At 59.2% G+C, this 15,101-nt stretch carries 17 protein-coding genes; 13 read left to right on the top strand and 4 right to left on the bottom strand.

Annotated elements, in window-relative coordinates; genetic code table 11:
* The first annotated feature begins 508 nt into the window (after positions 1 to 508).
* From hemC to HL45_RS00235, 3 genes are read left to right on the top strand one after another with little or no spacing between them, the layout of a single operon-like run.
* Positions 509 to 1,621: a hydroxymethylbilane synthase gene (hemC, locus tag HL45_RS00245; protein WP_049969114.1), complete on the top strand. Its 1,113-nt coding sequence runs from the start codon at positions 509 to 511 to the stop codon at positions 1,619 to 1,621.
* Positions 1,618 to 2,358, top strand: a complete 741-nt coding sequence (locus HL45_RS00240; RefSeq protein ID WP_049969113.1) for a uroporphyrinogen-III synthase — start codon at positions 1,618 to 1,620, stop codon at positions 2,356 to 2,358. Before hemC ends, HL45_RS00240 begins: the two co-directional genes overlap by 4 nt.
* Positions 2,359 to 2,385: 27 nt before the next feature.
* Entirely contained in the window at positions 2,386 to 3,813 is a 1,428-nt protein-coding gene (locus HL45_RS00235) for a single-stranded-DNA-specific exonuclease RecJ (RefSeq protein ID WP_049969112.1), read from the top strand.
* Between the two features lie 28 nt (positions 3,814 to 3,841).
* On the opposite strand, the gene HL45_RS00230 is transcribed toward HL45_RS00235, so the two are convergent.
* A complete protein-coding gene (locus HL45_RS00230; RefSeq protein WP_049969111.1) occupies positions 3,842 to 4,837 on the bottom strand; it encodes a YeiH family protein in 996 nt (331 codons plus the stop codon).
* Positions 4,838 to 5,100: 263 nt separating this feature from the next.
* Between HL45_RS00230 and HL45_RS00225 the strand changes: the two genes are divergently transcribed.
* From HL45_RS00225 to HL45_RS00205, 5 genes are all read left to right on the top strand, one after another.
* Complete coding sequence (locus HL45_RS00225; RefSeq protein WP_049969110.1) at positions 5,101 to 5,457, top strand: hypothetical protein; 357 nt, start codon at positions 5,101 to 5,103, stop codon at positions 5,455 to 5,457.
* Between the two features lie 48 nt (positions 5,458 to 5,505).
* A complete protein-coding gene (locus tag HL45_RS00220) occupies positions 5,506 to 5,832 on the top strand; it encodes a DUF5783 family protein (RefSeq protein ID WP_049969109.1) in 327 nt (108 codons plus the stop codon).
* A 107-nt stretch (positions 5,833 to 5,939) separates the two neighbouring features.
* Entirely contained in the window at positions 5,940 to 6,293 is a 354-nt protein-coding gene (locus tag HL45_RS00215) for an iron-sulfur cluster biogenesis protein NfuA (RefSeq protein WP_049969108.1), read from the top strand.
* An 81-nt stretch (positions 6,294 to 6,374) separates the two neighbouring features.
* Positions 6,375 to 7,877, top strand: coding sequence for a sulfatase (locus HL45_RS00210; RefSeq protein WP_049969107.1), 1,503 nt, complete (start codon positions 6,375 to 6,377; stop codon positions 7,875 to 7,877).
* A gap of 1 nt (position 7,878) precedes the next feature.
* Positions 7,879 to 8,925 carry a lysylphosphatidylglycerol synthase transmembrane domain-containing protein gene (locus HL45_RS00205; RefSeq protein ID WP_049969106.1) on the top strand — a complete coding sequence of 349 codons (1,047 nt, stop codon included), beginning with the start codon at positions 7,879 to 7,881 and terminating at the stop codon, positions 8,923 to 8,925.
* An 18-nt stretch (positions 8,926 to 8,943) separates the two neighbouring features.
* Here the strand turns inward: HL45_RS00205 and HL45_RS00200 are convergent, their stop codons facing one another.
* Positions 8,944 to 9,855: a ketopantoate reductase family protein gene (locus HL45_RS00200; RefSeq protein ID WP_049969105.1), complete on the bottom strand. Its 912-nt coding sequence runs from the start codon at positions 9,853 to 9,855 to the stop codon at positions 8,944 to 8,946.
* Positions 9,856 to 9,910: 55 nt separating this feature from the next.
* Positions 9,911 to 10,234 (bottom strand): DUF7130 family rubredoxin-like protein, encoded by a 324-nt coding sequence (locus tag HL45_RS00195; protein WP_049969104.1) that lies wholly within the window; start codon positions 10,232 to 10,234, stop codon positions 9,911 to 9,913.
* A gap of 227 nt (positions 10,235 to 10,461) precedes the next feature.
* Between HL45_RS00195 and HL45_RS00190 the strand changes: the two genes are divergently transcribed.
* The 4 genes from HL45_RS00190 to HL45_RS00175 all read left to right on the top strand — a co-directional run bounded on the left by HL45_RS00190 (position 10,462) and on the right by HL45_RS00175 (position 12,683).
* Positions 10,462 to 10,806 (top strand): hypothetical protein, encoded by a 345-nt coding sequence (locus HL45_RS00190; protein WP_049969103.1) that lies wholly within the window; start codon positions 10,462 to 10,464, stop codon positions 10,804 to 10,806.
* A 48-nt stretch (positions 10,807 to 10,854) separates the two neighbouring features.
* On the top strand, positions 10,855 to 11,667 hold the full coding sequence (gene pheA, locus HL45_RS00185) for a prephenate dehydratase (RefSeq protein ID WP_049969102.1): 813 nt from the start codon (positions 10,855 to 10,857) through the stop codon (positions 11,665 to 11,667).
* 77 nt (positions 11,668 to 11,744) lie between these two features.
* Positions 11,745 to 12,179: an archaeal heat shock protein Hsp14 gene (gene hsp14, locus HL45_RS00180; protein ID WP_049969101.1), complete on the top strand. Its 435-nt coding sequence runs from the start codon at positions 11,745 to 11,747 to the stop codon at positions 12,177 to 12,179.
* A gap of 51 nt (positions 12,180 to 12,230) precedes the next feature.
* Positions 12,231 to 12,683 (top strand): peroxiredoxin, encoded by a 453-nt coding sequence (locus tag HL45_RS00175; RefSeq protein WP_049969100.1) that lies wholly within the window; start codon positions 12,231 to 12,233, stop codon positions 12,681 to 12,683.
* Positions 12,684 to 13,170: 487 nt separating this feature from the next.
* Here the strand turns inward: HL45_RS00175 and HL45_RS00170 are convergent, their stop codons facing one another.
* Positions 13,171 to 13,638 (bottom strand): hypothetical protein, encoded by a 468-nt coding sequence (locus HL45_RS00170; protein WP_049970024.1) that lies wholly within the window; start codon positions 13,636 to 13,638, stop codon positions 13,171 to 13,173.
* Positions 13,639 to 13,814: 176 nt separating this feature from the next.
* Here HL45_RS00170 and ilvA point away from each other — a divergent pair, with 176 nt between their 5' ends.
* Positions 13,815 to 15,026, top strand: a complete 1,212-nt coding sequence (ilvA, locus tag HL45_RS00165; protein ID WP_049969099.1) for a threonine ammonia-lyase — start codon at positions 13,815 to 13,817, stop codon at positions 15,024 to 15,026.
* The last annotated feature ends 75 nt before the right edge of the window (positions 15,027 to 15,101 follow it).

The following is a 15,101-nucleotide window of genomic DNA, read 5'->3' as shown; positions in this document are numbered from 1 at the left end:
TAGCCGTCTAACTACTGTTTCAACTGGTGCTATCCGCATACGGACAGTCGTGCCGACCGCTGGCGCACGACTGTCCGCGCTCGCGGGTCGTTCCTCCCCGCTCGCAGCCGAGACAGAACGCTTGCCTCGTATTCCCCTCTCTTCCCCGGTATTCGTGGGCCTTCGCCGACCGCTGGCTCAGGCCCACTCACCGCGCATCCTGAAATCAACAGGCCGACCTACCTCGCGCTGTTGCCGGTGACACAACCGCCAAAGGGCTAGCAATTCTCCGCGAGTGAGGAGCGCTAGCGACGAACGAGCGGGCCGACGAGCGACCACTGTTCCCGCGAGCGAAGCGAGGGGAAGCACGGAAGACCGGAGGTCTTCCGGTGGAAGCGAGGAGTGCTTTTGGTCGAGCTTTTACAGGGAGACGGACAGGGTCTGCGCGAATCGCACAGACCCTGTCTCTTGACCGTCGTAAAAGGTCGGTTGCGAAGATGGTTTTACCGTCCGGTGCGCAGAGTGTGATATGAGCAATCGCGGAAAGGAGATTACATTGGCGACACGAGGATCTGACCTCGCTATTCGACAATCAGGGGAGGTAACGGCGGCGCTGGAAGACCGCCGGTTTTCGGTTGAACTGGTCGAAGTGAAAACGACGGGCGACAAACTGGACGACGCGCTCATCACAGAACTCGGGAAGACGGGTGCGTTCGTTCGGGATTTAGACCAGCGAGTGCTGGACGAAGACGTGGATGGGGCGATTCACTCGATGAAGGACATGCCGACAGAGCATCCGAGCGAACTCATCGTCGCGGGCGTCCCCGAGCGCGCGAGCGCGAACGACGTGTTGGTCACGCCGGATGGAAAGCCCATCGACGCGCTCCGCGAGGGTGCGGTGGTCGGTACGTCCAGCCTTCGCCGGAAAGCACAACTGCTGAACCACCGACCTGACCTCACAGTCGAACCGCTCCGCGGAAACGTCGATACGCGAATCGAGAAACTGCTCGCGCCGGTACTACAGGCCGAACACGAGGAGCGAACCGAGGAAGAAAAGGAGCGAAAGGCCCATTCTGGAAAGAAAGACAGCTACGAGTTCCCCTACGACAAGCGCGTCGAGGAGTGGTTCGACGACCTTTCTGAAATCAAACGGCGGGCACTTGAACGTGAGGTCGAGACGGAGTACGACGCAATCGTCCTCGCCGAGGCAGGACTCCAGCGAAGTGGACTCGCTCACCACGTCGAATACGACCGACTGCCACAGAGCCAGTTCGTTCCCGCGCCCGGACAGGGTGCGCTGGCGGTCACGACGCTCGACAACGAGCTTTCGCAGGACATCAACACGGTACTCGACCACCCACGGACACGGGTCGAAACGACCGTCGAACGGACGATTCTCCGCGAACTGAACGGCGGTTGTATCGCCCCGATTGGCGTCCACGCCATCATTCAGGGCGAGAACGTCCACGTCGAAGTCCAAGTGTTCAGTCAGGACGGGTCGGAAACCGTTTCGATGAAGCGCGACGTTCCGATTCAGACGCACGTTACCGGCGCGAAGAAAGTCGCGGCAGAACTGGCGGACAAAGGTGCTCGTGAACTCATCGCCGAGGCTCGAAAAGAGACGGGAGCTGATGCCGAATGAAAATCGCCGTTTTTCGCCCGGACGACGAGCGACTGGAGGATGCAGTCTCCCTCCTCGAATCACTCGACGCAGACCCGGTTCCCGACCCGATGCTCGCGGTTCATCCGGCAGGAAAGAAGCCCCAACTCGCGGATTTCGTCGTTCTGACGAGCAAGACGGGCGTCGAACTGGCATACGAAGCTGGCTGGAATCCCGGCGACGCCACAGTCTGCGCCATTGGTGAGGGAACCGCCGCGAGCCTTCGGGAGCACGACTACGAGGTCGATGTCGTCCCTGACAAATTCTCCTCGCGCGGCCTCGTCGCGGTGCTCGCAGACCGTGTGGACGGAAAACGCGTCGAAGTCGCCCGAAGCAACCACGGAAGCGACGTGTTGCTCGACGGCCTCGAAGACGCTGGCGCAGAGGTGCACGAAACTGTGCTTTACGAACTCGTTCGGCCGAAAGGGTCGGGAGAGTCCACGGAACTCGCCGCAGAGGGCGACCTCGACGCCGCTTTGTTCACCTCGTCGCTTACGGTCGAACATTTCTTGGAGGCCGCAGAAGAGCGCGGAATTCGAGACGAGACGCTGAACAACCTCGAAGACGTGACCGTTGGCGCGATTGGCGGGCCAACTCACGATACCGCCCGCGACCACGGGATTCGTGTCGATGTCGTCCCGCAGACGGCCTCGTTCGACCGACTGGCACGCGAAGCGGTCGAACAAATCACCGAGACGACCGACAGGGCGGAGATTTAAACGGGAAGACGAATCAAGGATGTACCGATGAGTGTCCCGGTTCCGGAACTAAGCGAGCGTGCGACGGCCTGTGCGGATAGATTACGCGACGCGGACGAAGTTCTCCTCGCTTCGCACATCGACGCAGACGGGCTGACGAGCGCCGCGATTGCGTCGTCCGCGCTCTCCCGCGCCGGGATTCCGTTCGAAACGGTGTTCAGCAAGCAACTCGACGCGGAGGAAATCGCGTCAATCGCAGCCACGGAGTACGAAACGGTGCTGTTCACCGACTTCGGAAGCGGCCAACTCGACATCATCGCGGAACACGAATCCGCTGGCGACTTTACGCCCGTCATCGCCGACCATCACCAGCCAGCCGACGCGGACACCGAATTTCATCTCAATCCTCTACTGTTCGGTCTCGACGGCTCGTCGGAACTCTCCGGTGCTGGGGCGAGTTACGTCCTCGCGCGGGCACTCGAATCCGAAAGCGCCGATGCTGGAAATCTCGACAACCGCGACCTCGCTGCGCTCGCAGTCGTCGGTGCAGTCGGCGACATGCAAATCTCGGACGGCGAACTCGTGGGAGCAAACATGGGAATCGTCGAGGAAGGAATCGAGGTCGGTGTCGTCGAAACCGGAACTGACCTCGCGCTGTACGGGAAACAGACCAGACCGCTCCCGAAACTGCTCGAATACGCGACTGACGTTTACATTCCCGGTATTTCGAACAACAAAAACGGCGTTCTTCGATTCCTCGACGGCGTCGGCATCGACCTGATGGAAGACGGCGACTGGCGGCGTTGGGTGGATTTGACTGACGAGGAACGCCAAACCGTCGCCAGCGCATTGGTCAAGCGCGCGATGCGGAAGGGCGTCCCAGCCAAGAAAATCGAGGGATTGGTCGGCACGTCCTACACGCTCGTTTCGGAACCCAAGGGAACCGAACTCCGCGACGTGAGCGAATTTTCGACCCTGCTCAACGCAACAGCGCGGTACGAACGGGCGGATGTCGGACTCGCCGTCTGTCTCGGCGACCGCGGCGATGCGCTGGAGCGCGCGCGAACACTGCTGACGAACCACCGACGCAATCTTTCGGAAGCCATCAGTTGGGTGCAGACCACGGGTGTCACGACGGAGGAAAACGTGCAGTGGTTCCACGCCGAAGACCGCGTCCGCGAAACCATCGTCGGTATCGTCGCAGGAATGGCGGTCGGCGCGAAGGGAATCGACCGCGGAACGCCAATCTTTGCCTTCGCCGAGAAAAACGAAGCGGAGGTGAAAGTCTCTGGACGAGGGACACCCGGACTCACGCGCAAGGGACTTGACCTTTCGGTCGTGATGAAAGAGTCGTCCCGCGCAGTCGGCGGCGACGGCGGCGGGCACGACGTTGCTGCCGGGGCGACGGTGCCGAAAGGAAAGGAATCCGCGTTTATCGAGCGCGCCGACGAAATCGTCGGCGAGCAGTTGGGATAAGCGGTTTTTGAGTTCCGTCAATTCGAGCTCACAGAACGACGTGGAGCACTGCAAGTACACTTCCACTCACGACGACGAAACTCACCAGTACCACCGCAATCGGTTCGAAGCCTGTTTCGCGCAGTTCGTCGAGTTGGAGCTCCAGACCCAACCCGGCAAAGGCGAGCATAAACAGCCAGTTCGAAGCGTGTTCCAGCGACGTAACGTGGTTCGCATCAATGACGCCGACGGTGGCTAGAACCATCAGGAACAGAAAGCCGAAAACGAACTTCGGAAAGGTTCGCCAGAGATGGCCAGTTTTGTGTGTGCTTTCGCTATCGTTCGTAGTTCGGAGATAGTACAGCGCGTATCCGGCGGCGGCGAGGCCGATGAGCGCATTTCGGGCCAGTTTAACCAGCACTGCCCACTCCCCTGCCGTGTCCGAAACCGAAAATCCGACCGCAGTGGCCGGGCCAGTGCTGAACATCGTCAATCCTGCCCAGATGCCGAAGACTTTGTCGGGGAGGGAAAACGCGTGCCCGAACATGGGATAGACGATGAGCGTCACGGTGTCGAACAGAAGGACGGTTCCGGCGGCGTAGGCGATTTGGCTCTCGTCGGCGTCGATACTACCAGCAACCGCGACGACGGCCGACACGCCACAGATGCTCGACCCGGCGGCGAGCAGTGACCCGGTTTTTTCGGTGATTCCGAAACAGTGGCGCGAGAGCAGTTCGACGGAGATAATGACGACTGCGACCGTTCCGAGAATGAGTAGGAGGAGGGTTGTCCCGGCGTCGGCAATGCGGTCGAAGGCAACGCTTGCACCGAGGAGGACGATTCCCGCCTCCAGCCAGAGTTTGTGCGTCTCGACGCCTGCTTTCGCCCACGCCGGTTTTCCGACCGTGTTTCCGACGAGGACGCCGACCAAAATCGTCGCAATGAGATAATCGAGAGACGGGAGGGCGAGCGAAATCGCTCGTCCGAGCAGGCCGATTGCAAAGAGAAGGAGGACGCCGAGAAGGTGATTTTTTCTGCTTTTCATCGTGTTACCATGGAACCGCCCCACCTGCTAGCACAAGACACAGGAGACAGAGGCCAACGAGCACTGCTTGCCAGTCCCGGTCGAGATTCCCGACCCACCGTTGTAGTGCTGTAAACACCCGAATCATGGATTTGCGTCTTTCACGGTTCGCTCAACTATGGTGTATCCAGTTCGTCCCGCCACGAATATATTCCCTTTCATGGCGGCCAACCAGTCGTGTCACTCACCCATACACTAATGGCGAACGGTTGAGTAGTATTGTCATGGATTCGAACAGTTCGGCTGGCGGTATCGACTGGCGACTTCTCGGTACGGCAGTCGGGACTGCCGGAATCACTGCACTCCTCACGGTTGCAGTCGTCGTTTTCGGCATCTCTGCTGGCTTCGGCGGGCCAGCCGCGTTGCTCGGCACCGGACTCGGCGCAGTCATGCTCCTCGGCTACTTCGCGGCGACGACTGCTACGCCAGCCAACACTGCACATGCCGCTGTCGAAATCGGCTACACTGCGAAAGACGCGCATCTGAACGCCGACAATGCATTTCACGTCGTGGATGCAGTTCTGTTCGTCGGCGTCGGTTTGGTTGCCGGTGGCCTCCTCGGTCTCGTCGTCGTGTGGTGAACGCTTCGAATAGTCCCATTTTTACCCGGCCCTCTCTACGTTTCGTCCATGACCGAGTTCGACCCCGAGAAGTTCGAGGACAAGTACGTTCATTACTTCAACGAACTCCAACGAGCGTACAAAAACGCCTTCAACTACATGAACGACAGATACGACTCACAAGTCATTCACGCCATCGACCAACAGGTGTTGAACGAGAGCGAACCGTTCTACGAGGGAGACGGCGAGTTCCGCGTCGAACTACCCGACGACCCGGTTGACCGGGTACAAGGAGTACTCGTGGACGACGAGAAGTTAGAAGAACTCCTCAATGCCTACGTTGAGCGAATCGAGTCGGAACTGACGCGTGTGTTCGGACTCCAATCGAGTAACTAACGTTTTCCGCGAATAACGCGAATCCACGGAAACAATCGGCAAAGCTCGTCAAATTCGACTCGTGGACAGTGGAAAGGCCTAAGGAGGCTGGAACCATATCTGGGCATATGAGCACCGAAACTCAGGGAGACGGCGACGACCTCGAAGAACGGGTCAGCAACTTCCTGCGACGTAACTTCCCGCAGATTCAGATGCACGGTGGCAGTGCCGCAATCCAGCACTTAGACCGTGAAACCGGTGAAGTAACCATCATGCTCGGTGGCGCGTGCAGCGGTTGTGGCATCTCCCCGATGACGATTCAGGCTATCAAGAGCCGAATGGTCAAAGAGATCCCGGAAATCGAGAAAGTCAACGCCGACACCGGAATGGGTGGCGGCGGTGGCGGAATGAGTCCATCCTTCCCCGGCGAAACTAGCGACGACGGCGACGACGACGACGAAGGGCCGCAGGCTCCCTTCTAACGCCAGTATTTTTAGTTTTCGGCCGATTCCACGCACCGAATCACGATATTTATCCCACCGGACGGTGTAGCAGGCGACAGTATGACGAACGACGACGCCACGGCGAAGAACGTGGTATTCGTTGTGATGGATACGGTGCGTAAAGACCACCTCTCCGTCTACGGATACGACAAACCGACGACGCCGGGCCTCGAACGGTTTGCGGAGGATGCAACTGTTTTCGAGCAAGCAGTTGCTCCCGCCCCTTGGACTCTGCCGGTTCACGCCTCGCTGTTCACTGGGATGTACCCCAGCGAACACGGCGCGAGTCAGGAAAACCCATATCTCGAGGGTGCGACGACGCTCGCAGAAACGCTTTCTGCCGCCGGATACGACACCTCCTGTTACTCTTCGAATGCGTGGATAACGCCGTACACCCATCTCACGGACGGCTTCGACGACCAAGACAACTTCTTCGAAGTGATGCCCGGTGACTTCCTCTCCGGGCCGATGGCGAAGGCGTGGAAGATGATGAACGACAACGAGAAACTCCGCACCGTCGCGGACAAACTCGTCAGTCTCGGCAACGTTGCCCACGAATATCTCGCCAGCGGCGAGGGTGCGGATTCGAAGACGCCGCAGGTCATTGACCAGACCATCGAGTTCATCGACAACTCCGACGGGCCGTACTTCTCGTTCATCAACCTGATGGACGCCCACCTGCCGTATCATCCGCCGAAGGAGTATCGACAGCAGTTCGCGCCGAACGTCGATTCGACCAAAGTGTGCCAGAACTCGAAGGAGTTCAACTGCGGTGCGCGCGACATCAGCGACAAAGAGTGGGACGCGATTCGCGGTCTCTACGATGCCGAAATTCGTCACATCGACGACCAACTTCAGCGACTGTTCGCGTGGATGCAGGCGAACGACGAGTGGGACGACACGATGGTCGTCATCTGTGCAGACCACGGCGAACTCCACGACGAACACGACCTGTACGGCCACGAATTCTGTATCTACGACCCGCTCATCAACGTTCCACTGATGGTCAAACATCCGGAACTAGACGCCGACGTGAGCGACGAACAGGTCGAACTCATCGACCTGTACCACACCGTTCTCGACCACGCTGGCGTCTCCGCGTCGCGTTCGACTCGCCCGCTGGATGAAGCGCGGTCGCTTCTCAACCAAGATTATCGTTCCTTTGCAGAGGATGTGCCGGGCGACGGCGACTGTGCCTTCGTGGAGTACTACCGCCCTGTCGTTGAACTGAAACAACTCGAAGAGAAAGCGAAGCGCGCGAACATTCAGTTAGACAAGGATTCACGGTTCTACTCCCGGATGCGTTCGGCTCGCCGTCCGGATGCTAAATACATCCGCAACGAACGCATCCCGGACGAGTTTTACCACTTGGACGACGACCCCGACGAACTTCACGACGCCCGTGGCGAAGGAAGCGAGGAAGAAGCCGAACTCGAATCGGCACTTTCGGAGTTCGAAGAATCCGTCGGCGGCGAGTGGAAGGACGTCTCCGACGACGACGTGTTGGGTGATATGAGCGACGACGCAAAGGGTCGATTGCAAGACCTCGGTTACATCGACTAACGTGACAGACGAGTCGGCACCGGACGGCGGAGAAGCGCTGTCCGAAGGGCTTTCGGAACGCTTGAGTACCGGAAAGCTACTGCTGGGGTTCGTCGTTGCAGGCGTCCTCCTCTATCTGCTCGTCGTCGTCGCCGGATGGCGGCGTGTGATTTCCGCACTGCAGGGAGCGGATTACACGTGGGTTTGGGTCGCCTGTGCCTCCACGGTCGTCGGCTTGGCCGCGTGGGGCAAAGCGTGGCAAATCGTCCTTGCAGTGCTCGACATCAAAGTGGAGTTCAAACGCCTCGTCGTCACGTATTTCGCGGCGACGTTCGCCAACTACGTCACACCGCTCGGACAGGCGGGTGGCGAGCCGTTTATCGCCTACATCCTGTCCCGTGATACGGAAGCGAGCTACGAAGATAGCCTCGCCAGCGTCGTGACGGCGGACTTGCTCAACCTCCTGCCGTTCTTTAATTTCGCGGCCCTCGGCTTGAGCTATCTCCTGTTGCAGGCGTCGCTTCCGGATAATGCGAAGACGCTCGCACAAGGACTCGTCGTGCTGGCGTTCGGTGTCCCGGCACTTGCCTACGCCGGATGGCGCTTCCGCGAGCGCGTCCAAGACCTCGTCCTTCGGCTTGCTCGTCCGTTCGCCAGTCGGACGAACCGAATCACGGTTGATGGCATTCGCACCCGAATCGAGCGGTTCTATGCGTCGTTGGAGCGAATCGCGGACGAACCGCGCGAACTCCTGTTCGCGCTGGTGTTTTCCTACACCGGGTGGGTTTTCTTCGCCCTGCCGCTGTACTTCGCCGGACGATCGCTCGGATTGCCGCTCGGACTCCTTCTCGTCCTGTTCATCGTTCCTGCAAGCACGCTGGCCGGATTGACGCCGACGCCGGGCGGACTGGCGGGCGTCGAGGCGGCGCTGGTCGTCCTCATTGTCGGCCTCGCGCCGATTACGACGGGGTCGGCCGTCGCGGCGACCCTCATCTACCGATTTGCGAGTTACTGGTTCGTTCTCGTTATCGGCGGTCTGGCGGCGCTGTTCGTAATTATGCGGTCGTGACACCCGCTGTTTTCCGTCTCATTCGTTTTCGTTTTTGTTTTCGCTTTCGCGCTCCCACGTTTTCACGAGTCCCGACAGCGTCCGGTTTACCGGCGTTTCGATACCGTGTTCTCTCCCCCGAGCCACAACAAATCCGTTTATCGCACCGATTTCCGTTTTCCGACCCGATTCCACGTCTTGGCGCATGGATGAGACGTTCGAAACGGTCGCAGCTGCGACCGTTTCGACGGCAGAAACGGCGTCTTCGTCGGTTAGTTCGACGCCATCTGCTCGGGCAACTCGCGCGGTTTCGCGAGCCGCAGTCGCCGCGATTTCGTTGGCTTCGTCGGACAGCACGGTACCGTTTTCCACCCGAGAGAGTGCGGTTATCGGATTGATTCCGGCGTTTACCGCGAGTTTCTCCCATAGTCGTCGCGGCATGTCGTCCGCGAGTTCCGTTTCGATTCCCGCGGTCGTGAAGGCGGTTTCAACGCGGCGCGCCACGTCGGAACCGCCCCCTTCTGGTGCTCCGAGAACAATTTGCCCGATTCCGGTGCATTCGACGGTTCCGGGGTCGGTCAGCACCGCGCCGTAACTCGCAGTTCCGGCGAGAATCGGACAGTCGAGGTGTTTCGCAAGAATCTCTTCGTTTCCCATTCCGTTCTGGAGCGAGAGCACGGCGTCGAACTCGCCGGTCGCCAACTGCTGGGCAGCGGCCTCTGTCTGAAACGCTTTGACCGTCACGATGCCGCAGTCGGCCCGCAGTTCGTTCCCGTCGCTGGTCGCGTTCGGATGAACGTGGAAATCGAACTCGCCACAGACCTGAAGACCGGATTCGCGCACTGCTGTCGCGTGCGGGTTGCGGGCGACGAGGGTGACCCTGTGCTCTCGGGCGAGCAACCCACCGATGAGGCTTCCGAGGCTTCCCGCACCGAACACGACGATGTCCATATCCGACCGAGGAAGTGGGCGGTGAAAAATGCAGTCTTCCGCTCAGTACGCGATTTTAATCTTCAGTCCAGTAGTAGAGTTCTTCTTTCGGCTTATCGCAGTTCGGACAGGTGTCGGGAAGGCCGTCGTCCAAATCCCCCATTTCGCCGCAGTTCGAACAGCGCCACATCAACTCCGCTTCGCCGAACTCGTGGCCTGCGCGGGCGTGCCCGACGGACAATGCTTCGTACCCTTCCCGCATCGTGACGTAAAATCCTGATTCGTCGAAGCCACGGATGGTGCCGAGTTTGGTTCCGTCGCCGTCGTAAATTTCCTGTCCGAGTTCGATTTTTTCCACGTCAGTTTCCTCGTCCGGCCGCTCGCCAGAGTCACTTACCATGCGAGATGAATCGTCGTTCTTCGTCTTAAATCCGACCGCCGCGTTGTATTTCGCTACTTTGTGTTCGGAACGCTGTTTTCCCTGTGTTCGAAACGCAACATATACCCTCTTTCCCGACCGAACCTGTTTACAGCACACCAGATGCCCGAACTCGTTCACATCTCCCTGCATTCGCAAGCATCAGGCTCAGGCACACGTTTCACTAACGGAATATTGTTCAGAAGAATATGACGGATGCCAATCTCGATACGGAGCACAGTCGAGTGACGACAGACCACCGGACTATCAGACAGTGGGTCGAGAAAAACGGTGGCAGTCCTGCCGTGGAAAAAGCGGGTGGAAAGGGCATCACCATCCCTCGGATTCTGTTCCCGGGCGACGGTTCGGACGACGACACGACTGCGGATGACGCGGGTGACGAAAACGACAAATCTCCCGTTTCGTGGAAACGGTGGTTCGACGCGTTCGATGCCGGTGATTTTGCGTTCGCGTATCAGGAACGAACCGCTGACGGCGATGCGGGTCGATTTTACAAACTGGTCGATAGAACGACTGCCAGAGAACACGCTTAATTTGCCGTCCCCGACGCGCTTTTCCCCGCCGAACAGAGATTCTTCCGCATGCAGGCAGTTACGCTCGGTCCGGCGGGAACGTACTCGCATCGTGCCGCCCGCGCAGTCTCGGACGACGTTTCGTTCCGCGAGTCGGTCACGTCCATCGTGGAATCGGTCGCCGACGGCGAGTATCACCGCGGTGTCGTTCCAATCGAGAACAGCATCGAAGGAAGCGTCACGACCACGCTCGACGCCCTCGCCGAAAACGACGTTGCCGTCGTCCGCGAACTCGTGACGCCGATTCGCCACGCCTTGATTTCCCAAACCGGCGATTTCGAGACAGTTGCCAGTCACGCACAGGCGCTCGCGCAGTGCCGGGCCTATCTCGAATCGGAGTATCCCGACGCGAATCGAGAGGCCGTCGCAAGCACCGCTCGCGGCGTCGAACGCGCCCGCGAAGACCCCTCCGTGGCGGCGATTGCCCATCCGGACAACGCCGAGGAGTTGACGGTTCTCGCGGAAGACATTCAGGAACGAACCTCGAACGCAACCCGATTCTTCGTCGTCGCACCCGCAAGCGAACGCTCGCGTGCAGGCGGCAAGACATCGCTCGTCGTCTATCCCAGCGCGAACTATCCCGGACTCTTGCTCTCGCTTCTCGAACCGTTCGCCGAGCGCGACATCAACCTTACGCGGGTCGAATCCCGCCCGAGCGGCGAACGCCTCGGGGATTACGTCTTCCACGTCGATTTCGAAGCTGGACTGTACGAAGAGCGAACCGAGGAGGCACTCGCGGAAGTCGAAGCGCTCGCGGAAAACGGTTGGGTTCGAAAACTCGGCTCCTACGACACGGAACACGTTCTGTTCGGGTCGAACTGACATTTGACTCGGCGCAGTGTTGAAATCGGCGTGAATTTTTAAGCGTTAGCGCGTTGAACCGATTTACAGGTAAGAGCATGTCACGACGAAAGAATCCGTTCGATGAACTAGAGGAGATGTTCGAGCGAATGAGCAGGCAGTTCGACGAGATGGGCGGCCAGTTCGGCGGCGGAATGGACTGGCAGACCGGCGGGATTTCGGTCGATGTGGTCGATAACGGCGACGAATACGTCGTTACCGCCGACTTACCCGGATTCGAAAAAAACGACCTCGATATCGCACTTCAGGAAAACCGCCTTCGAATCTCCGCGGAACACGAATCCGAAGTCGAGGAGGAAGGCGAGGAGTATCTCCGGCAGGAGCGAAGTCAGCGGTCGGTCAGCCGAACGGTCTCGCTCCCCGACCCAGTAGACGAATCGAGCGTTTCGGCCGAATACCGAAACGGCGTGCTGACGGTAACGCTCCCGAAAATCAGCGGGAGCGACGATTCGCACAACATCGAAATCAGCTAATTCGAAAGCGCAACCACAAACGGCTTGCCACTTCGGGCGTAATCGCCGGACATGACGCTCGAAGCAGGTGACGACGCGCCCGCAGTAACCGCGAACAATCAGCACGGCAAGACGGTTTCGCCGGAGTTCGAAGCCCCCACAGTCGTGTACTTTTATCCTCGCGACGACACGCCGGGATGCACCGTCGAAGCGAAGCAGTTCAACGCGGAACTGGAGTCGTACCGCGATGCAGGTGCGACGGTGTACGGCGTCTCGACCGACGATGTGGAGAGCCACGAGGCCTTCGCCGAGAAGTTCGACCTCGGATTCGACCTGCTGGCCGACCCCGACGGCGAGATTGCCGACGCATTCGGCGTGGAAGTCGAGGACGATTACACCCCAAGGACGACGTTCGTTTTGGCGGGCGGTGAGGTAGAAGCGGTTTACGACGGCGTTGACCCGGATGGCCACGCTCGGGAAGTACTGTCGGACATGCTCGACGACGAGCTCGTCGTTTTGGAGTAGGTAGGGTAGCGTCGAAAATGAAATACAGTTTTGGTTGAATTCTATCCGCAGTTCACGACTCCAATTCGGTGCAGGAGTTGCCTATCTGGATCTCTCCGCCCAGTTGAGTTCTGCGGGCAATTCACAACTCCACTGAAACCGCTACCGCAACAGACCACACGCCTCCCCAACCGATTCCTTCGTTCGCTCCTTTCGACGCTCACTCAGTCATCCCTCGCGCAGTAATCGGCAGGGCTTCGGATTTCCTCAGCCCTGCCGACGCACGCGCCAGAGTGATTGTGAGGATTCCGAAACTCAACGTTTCCATGTGGCGCGCGAAGGCAAACCAACGGTTCGCCCGCGCGAGGGAGGACTGAGCGAAGGAATCGGTTGGGGAGGGAGTGGTCTGTTGCGGTTGCGGTATTTGGAGTCGGCAACAGCTAGCTACGTAGGAAACAAGTCTCTGATGATCTAAATTGTAGCAACTGACAACTCTCATCGCGCCAACTCACACTCGGCGAACAATCTCCTCGACAGTCTCCTCGGCAACCGACTTCCACTCGTCGGGCCACTCGCCGCCCCGCTTCGGCGGTTCGAGGCCGAACGTTACCGGCGAAAACGAAACCTGCGAAAAAGAGTCCGCGGCCACGTCGCCGACGAATTCGGCGATTTCACGCTTCGATGAAATTCCGCCGGACGCCAAATCGTAGTAGCCGGTAAACACCTGAAAGACGGAAATTTGGTCGTATTCGGCCAGTTTGCCCTCGTCCACGTAGTAGAGCAGTTTGGCGGTGTTGTTTACCGGGTCGGCCCTGCGCCACTCCAGTTCGACGGCGACGAAATGGTCGTCAGTGTGGCCGACCACGTCAACTGGCGTTCGCTGAATCCGATGTTCCGTCTCCCAGACGAACCGCGGCAGACGCTCGGCGAGGGTATCGCGGATGTGGTCGCGCGCGGTTTCGGCGAACTTGCCCACGAGCTGGCCCAACTCATCGCCGTTAGTTCAGCCTTTCGACCTGTCGCAATAGCTGCCATAAACACACATTCTTTTCCGGAACTATTCACTCGAAATCGGGTTTTTACCCGAACTCCCGACCGACTCGACCGGTGTGCTTCCCAAACGATAAAGCGACCCGAAAACTACCGACCACCATGCTAGAACTAGAGGATGTGCAGGAGGCGCGTGAGCGCGTCGCCGAAACCTCTCGGCACACACCGCTCGACTACTCACACACTTTCTCTCGGATGACGGGCGCGGAAGTCCACCTGAAACTGGAAACGTTCCAGCGGACTGGGTCGTTCAAAATCCGCGGCGCGACGAACCGAATCACGACGCTCTCGGAGGACGAAAAGGCCGCAGGCGTCGTCACCGCCAGCGCGGGCAACCACGCACAGGGGGTCGCGCTCGCGGCCACGCGAAGCGATGTCGATTCGAAAATCGTCATGCCGGAACACGCCCCGATTTCGAAGGTGCGGGCCACCGAGAACTACGGCGCGGAAACCGTCCTCCACGGCGAGGACTACGATGAGGCCGCGGAACGCGCCCACGAAATCGAGGAGGAAGAAGGACGCACCTACGTCCACGCCTTCGACGACGAGATGGTGATGGCCGGACAGGGAACCATCGGCTTGGAAATCGTGGACGATTTGCCCGAGGTTGACACCGTCGTCGTCCCCATCGGCGGCGGCGGCCTCATCAGCGGCATCGCAACCGCCATCAAGGGCCACAATCCGGACGCACGAATCGTCGGGGTGCAATCCGAAGGCGCATCGAGCGTCGCCGACTCGCTCCAGAAGGGGTCGGTACAAACGCTCGACAGCGTGGACACCATCGCGGACGGAATCGCAACTCGGAGTGTCGGCTACAAGAACTTCGACATCATCGAATCCCGCGTTGACGAAGTCGTCACCGTCTCAGATTCGGAAACCGCGGTCGCACTCGCCTACCTGCTCGAACGCGGAAAAACGCTCGTGGAAGGTGCCGGTGCAGTCACCCTCGCGGCGACACTCGAAGGCAAGTTCGACTTCGAGGACGACGAGGTCGTAGTTCCGGTTCTGAGCGGCGGTAACATCGACATGAACATGCTCACCACGGTCATCATGCGCGGATTGGTGGAAACGGGGCGCTACCTGAAAATCAAAACCGTCCTCAAAGACCGCCCCGGGTCGCTTCGCCAACTGCTCGACGTGATTGAAGAAGCACAGGCGAACATCTACGCCATTCAGCACGACCGCACCTCCCGTGACATCGCCATGAACGCGACAGAAGTCGAACTTGACCTCGAAACGCGCGGCGAGGCACACGTCGAAGCGTTGCTCGAATCGCTTCGAGAAAGTGGTTTCGACGTGGAAGTTCTCGTCTGATTTGAATCGCTTTTTCACTCTGTTCTTTCGTTTATAGTTCGCTCTGATTTCCGGGTGAATCCGTCTGTCTTTCGT

The sequence above is a fragment of the Haladaptatus cibarius D43 genome, from assembly GCF_000710615.1.
GTDB lineage: Archaea > Halobacteriota > Halobacteria > Halobacteriales > Haladaptataceae > Haladaptatus > Haladaptatus cibarius.
This window is presented reverse-complemented; position numbering and strand designations above follow the sequence as displayed.